The sequence below is a fragment of the Pseudoalteromonas sp. 5Ae-yellow genome (genome assembly GCF_014077565.1).
In the GTDB taxonomy this organism is placed as follows: domain Bacteria; phylum Pseudomonadota; class Gammaproteobacteria; order Enterobacterales; family Alteromonadaceae; genus Pseudoalteromonas.
The window spans coordinates 1-14,154 of record NZ_JACGWD010000001.1 but is presented as its reverse complement, the minus strand read 5'-3'; the positions used below and the strand labels follow the sequence as shown (position 1 = coordinate 14,154).

10 protein-coding genes and 1 pseudogene are annotated in these 14,154 nt (G+C 40.0%); 3 read left to right on the top strand and 8 right to left on the bottom strand.

Annotation, left to right across the window (positions count from 1 at the left end; translation table 11 throughout):
* Positions 1-16: 16 nt before the first annotated feature.
* A complete protein-coding gene (locus H4J63_RS00055; RefSeq protein WP_182193692.1) occupies positions 17-1,300 on the bottom strand; it encodes an aromatic amino acid transport family protein in 1,284 nt (427 codons plus the stop codon).
* Between the two features lie 471 nt (positions 1,301-1,771).
* On the opposite strand from H4J63_RS00055, the gene H4J63_RS00050 reads away from it, so the two are divergent.
* A complete protein-coding gene (locus H4J63_RS00050) occupies positions 1,772-2,569 on the top strand; it encodes an alpha/beta fold hydrolase (protein WP_007580097.1) in 798 nt (265 codons plus the stop codon).
* A gap of 249 nt (positions 2,570-2,818) precedes the next feature.
* A complete protein-coding gene (locus H4J63_RS00045; protein ID WP_182193690.1) occupies positions 2,819-5,656 on the top strand; it encodes a hypothetical protein in 2,838 nt (945 codons plus the stop codon).
* Between the two features lie 174 nt (positions 5,657-5,830).
* Here the strand turns inward: H4J63_RS00045 and cysQ are convergent, their stop codons facing one another.
* Genes cysQ through cysG form a run of 6 tightly spaced genes read right to left on the bottom strand, consistent with a single transcriptional unit; the run spans position 5,831 to position 12,793 of the window.
* Positions 5,831-6,601, bottom strand: coding sequence for a 3'(2'),5'-bisphosphate nucleotidase CysQ (gene cysQ, locus H4J63_RS00040; RefSeq protein WP_182193688.1), 771 nt, complete (start codon positions 6,599-6,601; stop codon positions 5,831-5,833).
* Between the two features lie 9 nt (positions 6,602-6,610).
* Positions 6,611-7,204 carry an adenylyl-sulfate kinase gene (cysC, locus tag H4J63_RS00035; protein WP_002958870.1) on the bottom strand — a complete coding sequence of 198 codons (594 nt, stop codon included), beginning with the start codon at positions 7,202-7,204 and terminating at the stop codon, positions 6,611-6,613.
* Positions 7,205-7,236: 32 nt separating this feature from the next.
* On the bottom strand, positions 7,237-8,961 hold the full coding sequence (locus tag H4J63_RS00030) for an SLC13 family permease (protein WP_182193686.1): 1,725 nt from the start codon (positions 8,959-8,961) through the stop codon (positions 7,237-7,239).
* 31 nt (positions 8,962-8,992) lie between these two features.
* Positions 8,993-10,417, bottom strand: a complete 1,425-nt coding sequence (cysN, locus tag H4J63_RS00025; protein ID WP_024603862.1) for a sulfate adenylyltransferase subunit CysN — start codon at positions 10,415-10,417, stop codon at positions 8,993-8,995.
* Positions 10,417-11,316: a sulfate adenylyltransferase subunit CysD gene (gene cysD / locus H4J63_RS00020; protein ID WP_182193684.1), complete on the bottom strand. Its 900-nt coding sequence runs from the start codon at positions 11,314-11,316 to the stop codon at positions 10,417-10,419. The genes cysN and cysD overlap by 1 nt, the downstream gene beginning before the upstream one ends.
* A 49-nt stretch (positions 11,317-11,365) precedes the next feature.
* A complete protein-coding gene (cysG, locus tag H4J63_RS00015; protein ID WP_024603341.1) occupies positions 11,366-12,793 on the bottom strand; it encodes a siroheme synthase CysG in 1,428 nt (475 codons plus the stop codon).
* 450 nt (positions 12,794-13,243) lie between these two features.
* Between cysG and deoC the strand changes: the two genes are divergently transcribed.
* Positions 13,244-13,987: a deoxyribose-phosphate aldolase gene (deoC, locus tag H4J63_RS00010; RefSeq protein WP_182193682.1), complete on the top strand. Its 744-nt coding sequence runs from the start codon at positions 13,244-13,246 to the stop codon at positions 13,985-13,987.
* 73 nt (positions 13,988-14,060) lie between these two features.
* On the opposite strand, the pseudogene H4J63_RS00005 reads toward deoC, so the two are convergent.
* Positions 14,061-14,154, bottom strand: a pseudogene (locus tag H4J63_RS00005) (IS5/IS1182 family transposase); the annotation flags it as partial.

Genomic DNA, 14,154 nt, shown 5'->3' with positions numbered 1-14,154 from the left:
AATAATTAATAAAAGATTACTTAAGCATACTGTATAAAAGTGCAAATACAGCAAGCGAGCCAATCGCTAATATAAATAGCGTGCTAAAGCGATTTCGGTATTTATTAAGTGCAGGTACTCTATAAACTGCAATCATTGGCATGATGAATAAAATCATCGCAATGATAGGGCCCGATAACTGATCCATCATGTCTAAAATACTTGGGTTTTTAACCGCACAAAACCAAATAGCTAAAAACATAATGAGTACGCCAATTTTATCGGCCGCTTTTGCGCTTAAGCTTGTTTGTTTAGTTACTAAACCCGTAAAGCTTTCACGCGCTCCTAAAAAGTGACCCAAAAACGACGATGTAATAGCAATAAATGCAACAAGCGGCCCAAGTGTGGCAATAAACGAGTTATCAGTAATATTAGCAAGGTAGGATAAAACCGATACGTTAGCGGCTTTAGCAGCGGCCATTTGCTCGCCTGTAAGCGACAGCACGCAAGAGAACACAAATAACAGTACAAAGGTAATAAGTAGTAAGCTAGTGCGCTTTAAAATCGCCTCAGACTTATGTGTAGCTTGTTCACCGTAGTGACCGCGTTGCACGTTTACAAAGCTTGAGATAGCCGCTGCGTGGCTAAACGAAAACACAATAATAGGAATCGATAACCACAACGTTTTACCAAAGCTGCCCATTTCAGGCAGTGTCATATCTGGCATTTGCCAGCTTGGGATTAAATAAAGTGATAAAAAGAACAATATACCCACAAGCGGATAAACTAAAATAGCAAAGGCACGCAGCATTAAGCGCTCTCCGCCCATCATTAAGCTAATCATACCTGCAACTAATACACCCGAAAGCAACACGCGAGAAGGTGATTCCATCCCCATTTGATTAACCATAAAGCTATCAACGGTATTGGTTAAGCCCACACCGTAAATAAGCAAAATTGGGAATATAGATAAAAAGTACAATAAAGAAATTAACCGCCCCGCAGTCACACCAAAGTGTTCTTCAACTACATCGGTAAAATCGGCATCTTTATTTTTTGATGAAAGTACAAAACGCGCTAATCCACGGTGTGCACAAAAGGTCATTGGAAATGCTAAGCATGCCAAAATAATTAACGGCCAAAAACCGCCAATGCCAATATTAATAGGTAAAAATAAAATACCCGCACCAACGGCGGTACCAAAAAGGCTTAAAGTCCACTGCGTATCGTGCAGATTCCATTTAGAAGTGGGTGTGTTTGAAGGTGTGTGTGCACCTGTTGTTGATGCATTTGAAAGCGTTGCATCTTGAGATGTTGTCATGTGTGTGTTTATCCATTATTTAAATAATAATCGCGCGCAAGAATATAGTTTTTAGCTAAAAATTTCATGTTTTGAGAGGATTTGTAGACTAATTAATTAGACCAAATTGAAGGGTAAGTGTCATGAATACGAAACAGCGGTGTAAAAGTGAGCAAAAGCCTTAAATGGCAAGCCACATTATAGAGTTACTGTACGGGGTAGGTTGGTTAGTTGGAGCGAAACCCAACACGCTATAGCGTCACGCGAGCAGGAAAGCCGAGGAAGGCCGAGGAAGGCCGAGGAAGGCGGTTTTCATAACGTAAAAATAGGGGAAGGTCATTTTTATTGGTTTTCATTTAAAAATCAGAATCTGCTCCCAAAAGCTGTTAAGTAGAAGCCATTGATCTGAACTTCATAAGAGATTTTTATTAAACTCCGTTATACTTCCTGCAATTGAATATGCCAAACGAAGTAAATAGGCCACTAACTGCAATGAGCAAAGAGATTCTCTTCCATACTACTTTTGCGCACGAAACCAGTAAAACATGGGTTGTATTTGTCCATGGAGCAGGTGGTAGCTCGGCAATTTGGTTTCGTCAGCTTAAGGCTTATAAAAAAGAATATAATGTATTGTTGCTTGATCTTCGTGGTCACGGTAAATCGAATAACTTAGTACAAAACTTTGTTGATAATAATTATTCGTTTAATAATGTCTCTAAAGACATTATAGATGTGTTAGATCATAACAATATCACCAGCGCACACTTTGTTGGCATTTCATTGGGCACAATTATTATTCGAAATATTGCTGAAATTGCGCCGCAATATGTTTCTAGCATGGTGCTAGGTGGAGCGGTTACTCGTTTTAATACTCGCAGTAATACATTGGTTTATTTAGGTAATACTTTTAAACACTTCTTGCCTTATATGTGGCTGTATCGCTTATTTGCTTTTATCATGATGCCGAAAAAGCGTCATAAAGAATCTCGACTTTTGTTTGTTCGTGAAGCAAAACGCTTGTGCCAAAAAGAGTTTATAAAATGGTTTAAATTAGCCATGGACGTAAATCCTTTAATGCAATACTTCAAAGAAAAAGACATTGATATTCCCATTCTTTACATTATGGGCAAAGAAGATCATATGTTCCTTGGCCCTGTTAAAGAAATGGTTAAGCGTCATAAAAATAGCGTACTGCAAACTATTCACCATTGTGGCCATGTTTGTAATGTGGAGCGTCCTGACTTATTCAATCAGCACTCGCTTGCTTTTATCGCCCAGCAAAATCGTTAAGGGTTGTAGAAGGAATAAGATCGGTACATTCTTTTTGGATTTTCGCCCTAAACTCAAAACAAGACCTAAAGGAATAAAACTCCATTTTTATATCAAAGCGTAGGTTGGGTAGAGCGAAGCGAAACCCAACAAGCCATAGCGTCATTCTAGCGGTAAAGCCAAGAGGCGACTTTATTTCTCAAACTTGCTTATCCAATAATGTTCAATTGATATACACTGGTTAGGTAACGTATTGATAAGGATATTAAGTTGTCGCAAGTTAAAACTCTCCCTATTACAGCCACACGCTGGCTTTCCCTTTTATTGTGCGCAATTACTGCCGCAACAATTACTGTATTTTTAAGCAAAGTTGGTTTTGTACAAAAGGCATACTCAAGTTTAGGCGCTATTTTAAATGCGAATCCAATTCTACATTACAGTAGCGCATTTTTAGCGGGGATTGGCATAAAGCTGCTGCTTGATAAGTTTTATATATCTCACCCCAAGCGCAGTATTGGATTTAACTGGCGATATCCGCCAGTGACAATCGCTGTATTAGTGTCATTACTGCTGATTGCTTTGTACGTAATAAAGACAGTATCAAAACTTGATGAAGCTACGTTATACGCACGAAGTTTTATGAGCTTAAAATACCTGGCACTTACGTTTATTGCCATGCTAATAACCGTGATCTATCAAACAAAGCTTTATACCAAAAAGCCAATATTTACTGTTGTATTGGTTGCTCTTAGTGCAGCCTTTATCATTTTTGCAGTCAACCTAGCTGATATAGTCCCTGCTTTTGACGTTTTCATTTATCTAGCTGTTGGCTATTTTATATTGGCAGCTTACTTATTATTTGATGAATATAGACAAAGTAAACAGCCAAGCATCATTACTGAAAAAGAAGATGTAACTATTCAGGTAAATCCAGAGCTGAATAGTTTAAAAGATTTTCAAAAATGGTTTGCTGATGATCGGCCTATTGTTCATAAAAGTGATTTAGAGCCAGACCTACAAGTTTATGCAGATCGAATTTATAACCGTTTATTTAAAGGTGGTGATGAATATCAACAGCAACCTTTAGCGCAACATATTGCTTTATGTGGCTCATTTGGCTGTGGTAAAAGTAGTATTGTTAACGCTGTTGCTAATGACTTAGAAGCAGTCTCTAAAAAAAATGGAGTGTGGATACATAGCGATATATCAACGTGGGGCGCTGCAAGTGGCAGTGTTGGCCATATTGTACTGAGCAATATTATTGATGATATAAGCCAACATATTGATATGTGTGCTTTTCGTGCCTTACCTAGACATTATACCGAAGCGCTTAAATCAGGGGGGAGCGTATTTCAAATCGCTTCAACATTACTTGCTGGCCCAATTGATATTGAGGGAAGTTTTCAAAAGCTTAATGATGTTCTTGGCACAACAAACCATAAATTACTTATTACCTTACAAGATGTTGATCGCGGAACAGGCGATGAAAACGAAAAACGTTTAAATGATATAGCCGCGCTGCTGGATAGATTGAAAAATCGAGATTTGAGTCATATCAATTTTATCGTTGCAATGGGAAATGAAAATGAGGTTGCTGCTGAAGTGATTTCAAAAGCGACTGATTATAGAGAGGATATACTCCGAGCCGATTTGTCAGCGGTAATAAATTCCTTTATTCAAGTAAGTCTTAAAGAGGCATTGCACCATAATAAAGTTATTATTTTATCTAATAACATGCCTAAAGTGGTACTGAACCCTAATAGAATAGAAGATAGCCATTCGGTACATGTATTTTGCAAGCGCTCGGAATTTATAGAAGCTTTGATAAAGAGAAATAACTTATTTATTAAGGAAGTTAATGCTCTAAAAGCAGTAATTGTTTCAATTAGGCAGCTTAAAAAAATATTAAGACGAGTTGATCAAGCGTGGGTCCCTGGTAATTTGATGGGTGAAGTGAACTTTTTATCCTTTTTAATGGCTTGTTCTTTAAGGGAAGTAAAGCCTACTTATTTTAGTGCATTTGAGAATAGCTATGATTATCTTGTGAAAGTAGGTTCAGGCAATGTTACACCTATAATTAAAGATGTAATGAAGATCGAGGATCCAATTTACTTTAAGTTTTTTGCAACAATGTTAGGGCTAATTACTAGAGATTATAAAGAATCAACTAATGATAAAGAGGCATTGAGTCAAGATGCCAGTAATTTTGAAGATAGAGATGAGTTAAATAAATTCCATTTAAGCTTTAATAAGGCTTTGATACCCACCCAGAGCTTAGGTGTTAGTGATCCTAATGCTAACTACCTGCAAAAAATTATAAAAGAGTCCCCTTCAAAAAAAGAGGTGAATGAACAAACTATATTTTCAAGAATTCGTGATGGGAGCGAACTCGAAGCATTAGCTAAAGAGTTGTGTTGTGATGAACGCTATCAATTAGTTTTGCTGCGCTTTAAAGATGTTTTATTTAAAAGGTCATCGTCATTTACAGATAGAAGCCTTAATAAAGTACTTTTTGACTATGTTTCGACTGAAGTAAAAAAAAATAAATATCAAAATGCTGAGAACTTTAAAGAGATTTTTACAAGGCTAGTGATAAAAATATTGAATATAGATAACTTTCAGAGCGTGATTAAAGATGTCGCTACGATTAACGATATTTATTTACTTTCAGCTATATTTATAGAAATAAAAAGAGAAGCAGAGAGTAATAATTCTTCTGAGTTTATAGAAGTTTTAGAGAAACAAGATTTTTCATCTATCGCTTTGGACTTGCTAGAATATGAAGTCACTTATGAAATGCTATGTATTATATCCCAAATAGAAAATGGAGCTGCAGGTGAACCAGGTAAGAGATATTTTCGAGGCCCAAAATATGAGTTTATTTTAGATCTTTTAAAAGATAAGAAAGACGAAAAATCGCTAAAGATATTAATAGAAGTATTGTCTACAGATTTGAATGTAGATATGTCCAACATATTTACAGCGGTAAGCTCATTAGATAAAGAGACGAAGTTAATATTTATTGGTAGGTTGAAGGGATTGATAAATACAGGTTTTGATGAGGATAAAAGAGATAAAGCAATAAATATTTTAAGTAGCAAACTTTAGATTAGTTTATAAACAGATGGGCTATTATTTTTGCTTATGGTAATGCTAAATGTCTATGTTTACGTATTAAAATGATGAGAATGTATATAAGTTGGGTTTCGTTCCACTCAACCCAACCCAACCTAAGGTGTTTAGGTTTACACCGAGCTGCTCGTGGCTAACAGCTCGAAGCTCTTACTCTTCCACCGCACTCACTACAAAGTACGGATTCAAATACTCATCTTTAGTGTTATAAATAAGCGGGCTGCCATCAAGCTTAGTCACTTTAGCACCGGCTATTTCGGCGATTGCATGGCCTGCGCCTGTATCCCATTCGCAAGTTGGACCTAAGCGCGGGTAAATATCGGCGCTGCCCTCAGCGACTAAACAGAGTTTTAGTGAGCTGCCTTTAGACACCATTTCAACCTCGTCAAAGCGTTTCACAAACTCGGCTAAATCGGGTGATGGGTGCGAGCGGCTGCCTACAACTCGAATTAACCCTTTGTTAGGTTTGGTAGTTACCTTAAGCTCAATTCGCTCATCGCCTTTATCTTTAAATGCGCCAATGGCTTCGGCGGCTAAGTACGATACGCCAAGGGCAGGTGCATCTACTACGGCTAAAATAGGAATGCCGTTTTTAATTAGGGCGATGTTTACGGTAAATTCACCGTTCTTTTTAATAAATTCTTTAGTGCCGTCGATTGGGTCAACTAACCAGTAGCTTTTCCACGTTTGGCGTACATCCCAGCTTATGTCGGCGTTTTCTTCACTAAGTATTGGAATATCAGGTGTGAGCTGTTGAAGCCCTGCCACAATCAGTTTATGAGCTGCTAAATCGGCGTCGGTTACGGGGCTTTCATCGGCTTTGTACTCAACGTTAAAATCCTTTTCGTAAATTCCCATTATCGCTTGGCCTGCTTTGCGGGCAAGGATGAGGGTTTCTTCTAGCAGTTCGGTTTGATTCATGGGGTTAACCTATATTATGTGCTTTTGTTTTAGATACGTTATCAGTTGTGTAACCGATTGGTCTAGGGTGTTTTTACTTGTATCTAAAATTATTTCTGGATTGTTTGGCACTTCGTAGCTTGAGTCGATACCAGTGAAGTGTTTTATCTCTCCAGCGCGGGCTTTTTTGTATAAGCCTTTTGGATCGCGGCTTTCGCATACATCCAGTGGGGTATCGATAAATACTTCGATAAATTCGCCTTCGTCTACTAAGTTACGCACCATGTCGCGTTCTGCTCTAAAAGGCGATATAAACGCAGTAAGTACTAACAAGCCAGCGTCGGTCATTAGTTTTGCGGTTTCGCCTACGCGGCGTATGTTTTCAATGCGGTCTTCGTCGCTAAAGCCTAGATCTTTACACAAACCGTGGCGTACGTTGTCGCCATCGAGCAGGTAAGTGTGCGTACCTTGCTGATTAAGCGCCGCTTCTAGTGCGTTTGCTACGGTGCTTTTGCCAGAGCCTGAAAAGCCGGTAAACCATAAAATAGCGGGCTTATGTTTTTTTTGCTCACTACGCTGTGCTTTTGTAGTTGCGTAGTTATGCCAAACTATATTTTCATCCATAGTGAGAGTCTCTTATGCTGTGAGCGCAGGTATTAAAACGGAAATACCAGCGGGATCAAGGTTAATACCGTGATTGAATAAATAATAGAAAGGGGTAAGCCCATCACTATGTAATCTTTTAAGCGATAGTTACCCGCGCTATAAACCATTAGGTTAGTTTGATACCCAAATGGCGATATAAAGCTAGCTGATGCGCCAAAGACAACCGCCATAATAAACGGTAGTGGGTCTACATTAAAACCAACCGCGAGCGAGTAAGCAACAGGGAACGACAAGGCAGCAGCTGCGTTGTTAGTTATAAGCTCGGTAAATAATACGGTCATTAAAAATATAGCTATAAACGCGCCGTACGGGCCAAAGTCGCCAAGTACCATAAACATGGCGTCGGATATTTGCCCGGCAAGTCCGGTGCCTATCATTAATTTAGCAAGGCCAATGGCGCTACCTACAACCACCAATAACTCGATAGGGAAACGGCGTTTTACTTCGTTAAGTTTTATGGTGCCGCTGAGCATTAAGCCAATCAGTAATACTAATAAGCCTTTAACCAGCGGCACTATGCCAATAATGCTTAAACCCAGTACTGCGGCAAAGCTTAGTAGCACAATATTTGATTGCTTAGGTGCAAGGTGGGCTTGTAAGTCAAACCCTGAAATATACACAAATTCGCGCTTTAAATTAGGCAAAGTGTAAAAGTTTTTGCCTGGTGCGAGTATAAGTGAGTCGCCAGCTTGTAATTGCACTTGCCCAAGGCCGCCTTGTAAGCGGTCATGTCCACGGCGAATGGCAATAACAGCAGCATGAAACTGCTCTCTAAAGCGGGCTTCTTTTACGGTTTTACCAATAAATTTTGAAGATTGACTTACGACTACTTCTACTAAGTGTTCTATGTCTTTTTGATGATTCTCGTGCACTACTTTTAAACCGTCAAAACGGGTAAGTAATGGCACCGATTTTATGTCACCTACAAACAGCAGCACGTCGTCTTTTTGAATAATTTGCTGCGGAGTGACTGCGCAAATGCGGCTCTCGTCGCGAATAATTTCAGCAAGGAATAAGTCTTTTAAATCACGCAGGCCGTTTTCTTCAACGGTTTGGCCTATTAATTTTGAGTTTGCTTGTACTTTACCTTCTAGGTAAAAAGGCACGACTTCTTGGTCGCTTTTACCGTTGTCGGGTAAGTATTTAAGCATTACTAAAATGGTAATTAGGCCTACGCTTAGCGCGCCTAAACCCACTAAGGTAAAGTCAAAAAAGCCCAGCGGTTCCATTCCCGCATCTACTGCAAAGCCATTAACGATTAAGTTGGTTGATGTACCAATAAGCGTAATGGTGCCGCCCAAAATAGCAGTGTACGACAGCGGTAATAATAGCTTTGAAGGGGAGTGATTAGGGTTGTCTTTTATCGCGGTAATAAGCGATGCAACAACGGCGGTATTGTTAGTAAACGACGATAAAAAGGCGGTTGATAACCCCAATTTTGTTACCGATTTTACTAAACTACCTTTAGATAGCGATTGCGCTAACTTTTGAATTAGGGTGGTTTTTTCTATTGCGGTCGATACTAACACCAATAGTACTAAGGTGATAAGCGACGGGTTAGCATAATTAATCAACATACTTTCAAGATCGATTAGCCCTGCTAAGTAGCTGGTGCCAATAGCGCTTACAAATAACCATGCTGGATTAATACGGGTGCCAAAAAGGCACCCGACTAAGGTAAGCATAATGCCTGTTAAAACGAGCTGTTCTACCATGCTTTTAAATTCCTAACAGGCTAAAGTTAACTTATAACTTAGAAATATCAAGCGCTTGCCAATGCGGGAAGTGCTTGCGTACTAAGCTGTTAAATTCAACTTCAAATTCGCTAAAGTTACTTTGCTTTGTTTGGCTTTGCAGTACTTGCTCAATCATACCGGCAGCAACAGTTAGGTTTGATAAGCGATCGATTAGGATAAACGAGCCTGTTTCGTGATTGCTGTGGTACTCGTCTGCCAAAATAGTTTCGGTTAGTTCAAGCGTTACAATCGCAATTTCGTTTAGCTGTAATGAGTCGCTAGTACCGTGCTCAAGCGTGTTTACATCAATTGTGTAGTCAATCTTTTTAACAATAGCTGAGGTGTTTTTGCTACCTAGTTTTAGGTTATAGCTTTTACCTAACACTAATGGCGATTCATGCATCCACACAATTTTAGCTTGCAGCTGGTTAGTAACAGCGGCCGTTGAGTTTGCAGGCACGATTACATCACCTCGGCTAATATCAATCTCGTTATTTAGGGTAACGGTAATTGCTTGGCCTGCTTCGGCGCTGTCCAAGTTGCCATCAAAGGTAACAATTTCTTTAATGCTTGATGTTTTACCCGACGGTAATACTTTTATAGCATCGCCTACGTGCATCTTGCCCGATGTAAGTGTGCCCTGAAAACCACGGAAGTTTAAGTTAGGACGCACGACATATTGCACCGGTAGGCGCGCTTCAAAGCCTGTATCTGTTTCGGCTGCTGGCGAATCTTCTAGTAACTCTAGTAGCGGCTTGTCGGTGTAATACGGTGTATGTGCAGAGCGTGTTACTACGTTGTCGCCTTTAAGCGCTGACATAGGCACAAACTTAATGTTTGATACGTTAAGTTGCTCAGCAAATTTAAGGTAATCGGCCTTAATTTTTTCATACACGGTTTCGTCAAAATCAACGATATCCATTTTATTAACGGCAACAACAAACTGCTTAATGCCCAGCGAGTCACAAATAAAGCTATGGCGCTTAGTTTGTACTTGTACGCCGTAACGCGCATCAACCAAAATAATGGCTACATCGCTTGTTGATGCACCCGTTACCATGTTGCGGGTGTATTGCTCGTGCCCAGGTGTGTCGGCAATAATAAATTTACGCTTAGCCGTTGAAAAGTAACGGTACGCTACGTCAATGGTAATACCTTGCTCACGCTCAGCTTGTAGGCCATCAACTAATAAAGCAAGGTCAAGATCTTCACCTGCGTTACCTACTTTTTCGTTATCTTTATGAAGAGCTGCTAGCTGATCTTCATAAATTTGGTGGCTGTCGTGCAGTAGGCGGCCAATCAATGTTGATTTACCGTCATCTACGCTGCCACAAGTAAGCATGCGTAATAAGCTTTTGTCTTGTTGGCGTGCTAGGTAGGCGTCTATGCCTATTTCTTTTACTTCGTTAAATGTATCGTTATTTTGGCTAGACATTAAAAATACCCCTCACGTTTTTTCTTCTCCATTGAGCCGGCTGAATCATGGTCAATAACACGACCTTCACGTTCAGATGACGTAGATAGCAGCATTTCTTCAATGATTTCGGTTAAAGTACTGGCTGTTGATTCAACTGCACCGGTAAGTGGGTAGCAGCCTAATGTACGAAAACGTACAGATTTCATTTGCGGTACTTCACCTTCATTAAGAGGCATACGCTCATCGTCAACCATAATCAAAGTACCGTCGCGATCAACAACAGGGCGCTCTTTTGCTAGGTAAAGCGGTACCATTTCGATGTTTTCTTGATAAATGTATTGCCAAATATCAAGCTCAGTCCAGTTAGATAATGGGAAAACACGAATGCTCTCACCCGGATTAACTTGGCTGTTGTAGGTATTCCAAAGCTCTGGGCGTTGGTTTTTAGGGTCCCAACGGTGGTGTTTGTCGCGGAACGAATAAACACGCTCCTTTGCGCGTGACTTTTCTTCGTCGCGGCGTGCGCCACCAAATGCAGCATCAAAGCCGTATTTATCTAGCGCTTGTTTTAAGCCTTGGGTTTTCATTATGTCGGTATGTTTACCCGAGCCATGCGTAAACGGGCCTACACCCATTTCAATGCCTTCTGGATTTTTGTGTACCAGTAGATCAAAGCCGTATTCTTTAGCTATACGGTCGCGAAACTCGATCATTTCACGAAACTTCCAGTTGGTGTCTACGTGTAATAACGGAAACGGAATTTTTGCAGGGTAAAATGCTTTACGCGCTAAGTGCAAAAGTACCGACGAATCTTTACCAATAGAGTAAAGCATTACTGGGTTCTCAAACTCAGCGGCGACTTCGCGCATGATTTTGATACTTTCAGCTTCAAGTTGCTGAAGGTGAGTTAAAGCCATTGTTAGTCGTCCTACTAAAATGATTAAAAGTTACAAATTTAAAATTCGGTTATGTATTTGATACATCTGTTAGCGGCTGTGCAAAGCTGCTTGTTTGCTCGTTTTTCCCAAACCACGCTAGTTGCGAGTGCAGGGCGGCTACTTCGCCAATAATGAGTAGCGCAGGCGATATAATGCTGTTGCGTTCAATTAAGTCGGCAAGTTCGCCTAATTGGCCTGTTACTACACGCTGATTTTTACGTGTACCGTTTTCGATAATGGCAACAGGGGTGTCGGCTTTGCGGCCATGTTTTAAAAGCTCGCTTTGTATGTGCGGCGATTTAATTACGCCCATGTAAATAGCCAGCGTTTGATTTGCTTTTGCCAGCGATTGCCAATCAAGTTCTTGACCGTCTTTTTTACAGTGGCCAGTTACAAATTGAATGGCTTGTGCATGGTCACGATGCGTTAGCGGAATACCCGCGTAAGCACTACAACCTGCAGCGGCTGTAATACCCGGTACAATTTGATAATTTACGTTGTTAGCAGCAAGTACTTGTACTTCTTCGCCACCACGGCCATAAATAAACGGGTCACCACCTTTAATGCGGCATACTTTTTTGCCTTGTTTAGCAAGGTCGACCAGCATTTGGTTGGTATCTTCTTGAACAACACTATGATCGCCCAAACGTTTACCTACACAAATAAGGTCAGCATCGCGGCGCACTAGTTCCATAATTTCGTCAGAGACTAAAAAGTCGTAAACGACGACGTCGGCTTGTTGCATAAGTTGCAGTGCTTTAAGTGTTAAAAGCTCTGGATCGCCAGGGCCTGCACCTACTACATATACTTCGCCTTCAGGTTCTGCTTTTGCATCTAGCATTTGCTCTAGTTGCTGCTGTGCGGCTTGGGTATCGCCGGTTTGTACTTTACTCACAACAGATGAGTCGAACACGCCTTCCCAAAATTGGCGGCGGTCTGAAAAATGCTTAAAGCGTTTTTTTACTTTGTCTCTAAAGCCACCGACAAGTGTTGCAAGTGGGCCAATATGATGTGGAATAAGAGTTTCGAGCTTTTCGCGTAAGCGACGTGCAAGTACGGGCGCTGTGCCAGCACTTGATATAGCAATCGTAATTGGGTCACGGTCTACAATGGATGGGAATATAAACGTACATTTAGGTTGGTCATCAACCACGTTTACAAACACATTGCGAGCATTGGCAAGTTCAAATACGTTGTTGTTTACTTCATCGCGGTCGGTTGCTGCAATAACAAGCATTTTGCCATCAAGGTGCGATTCATCAAAATAAGCATCAATAAGCGTTACTTCATTATTATGTGCATGCTCTTTTAGTTCGTCGCAAAACCAAGGTGCTACTAAAGTAACGCTTGCTCTCGCTTTTAAAAACGCGCGACATTTGCGTAAAGCGACCTCTCCACCGCCAACAACCAATACTGGTTTGTTGTCGAGTTTGGTAAAGATAGGTAAATACTGCACGTCAATAAGACCCCTAAACAAATTCAAATATAAGAAAACGCTTTATTCTGATATGCAGAATATAGCGGCTATTAATAAGTAAAAAATAATTAAAACCAAGTTGATATAACCAAAAGTTATAATAGGTGGGCTTTTTAGGCCTAAGAGCTAGTTAACAAGGGATTGCGCCGAGTTACAAGTAAAATAACCAGCTTATAGTGTTTGGTTATGAGCTATAGCGAGTTTGGTTTAATTTGTTAATATGGAGACATATTCTATTTTGTACTTATACCAATTGCATTAAATTAGTGATCTATTATAGCGACAAGAAAATAGCTCAATAACAAGGCTAAAATTATGATACATAGTTGTTCTATATAAATAATTTTTAACGTAGTTAGTGAGTTATTTAATACGCTAAAATGATTATTTTTTTAATAAAATTGGTATTACATAAGCAACGGAGCTCTAATGACACAACACCAAAAAGATGCCGCATTAGCAGTCGCACTGATGGATTTAACAAGCTTAAACACCAGCGATACCACCAAAAGCATTCAAGCACTTGTTGATAGCATAAATCCTACCTTAGGCACGCCTGCCGCTGTATGTGTTTATAGCGACTTTGTTGATGATGCAAAAATAGCACTCGCAGCGCGTGAGCTTAACCATGTTAAAGTTGCAACAGTTACTAACTTTCCAACAGGTGATGCACCACTGAGTGATGTAATTAACGAAACACTTATTGCAATAGAGCGCGGCGCTGACGAAATTGATTTGGTTATTCCTTATAAAAAGTTAATCGCGGGCGATGCTCAAACTGTAGTTAACTATGTTAGCGAAAGTAAAAAAGCATGTGGGTCGCGCGCGCAACTTAAAGTAATAATAGAAAGCGGCGAGCTAAAAACCGACGCGCTTATTACTCAAGCCACGGAGCTTGCAATTGAAGGCGGTGCTGATTTTGTAAAAACCAGTACGGGTAAAGTAGCTGTAAATGCCACGCTTGAATCAACAAAAACTATGCTAACAGCCATTAAAAACTCAAATAAACGTGTGGGCTTTAAAGCGGCTGGCGGTGTTAAAACAGTGGCCGATGCTAGTGATTATTTAGCGCTTACGCGCGCAATAATGGGTGATGATTATTTGCAAGCAAATACATTTAGGTTTGGCGCTTCAAGCTTGTTAAGTGACGTTTATAAAACCATAGGGAAATAATCAATATCTTTGGATTGTAGGTGTATCTAACCGATTAAATTATTAGGGGCTGTTGATCTTTGTAGTACATATATCAATCAGCCCACATTGGTAGCCACATCATAGTAAATGCTAAAGCGAGCATTGAATGATAATTTCGTTCAAGCTTTTCATACCGCGTGGCTATC

Bases quoted from the DNA above. Each gene is read 5' to 3' on its own strand.
- H4J63_RS00055 (WP_182193692.1), bottom strand. From the start codon at position 1,300: ATGACAACATCTCAAGATGCAACGCTTTCAAATGCATCAACAACAGGT.
- deoC (WP_182193682.1), top strand. From the start codon at position 13,244: ATGACACAACACCAAAAAGATGCCGCATTAGCAGTCGCACTGATGGAT.
- cysN (WP_024603862.1), bottom strand. From the start codon at position 10,417: ATGTCTAGCCAAAATAACGATACATTTAACGAAGTAAAAGAAATAGGC.
- cysQ (WP_182193688.1), bottom strand. From the start codon at position 6,601: ATGAATCAAACCGAACTGCTAGAAGAAACCCTCATCCTTGCCCGCAAA.
- cysC (WP_002958870.1), bottom strand. From the start codon at position 7,204: ATGGATGAAAATATAGTTTGGCATAACTACGCAACTACAAAAGCACAG.
- cysD (WP_182193684.1), bottom strand. From the start codon at position 11,316: ATGGCTTTAACTCACCTTCAGCAACTTGAAGCTGAAAGTATCAAAATC.
- H4J63_RS00030 (WP_182193686.1), bottom strand. From the start codon at position 8,961: ATGGTAGAACAGCTCGTTTTAACAGGCATTATGCTTACCTTAGTCGGG.
- H4J63_RS00050 (WP_007580097.1), top strand. From the start codon at position 1,772: ATGAGCAAAGAGATTCTCTTCCATACTACTTTTGCGCACGAAACCAGT.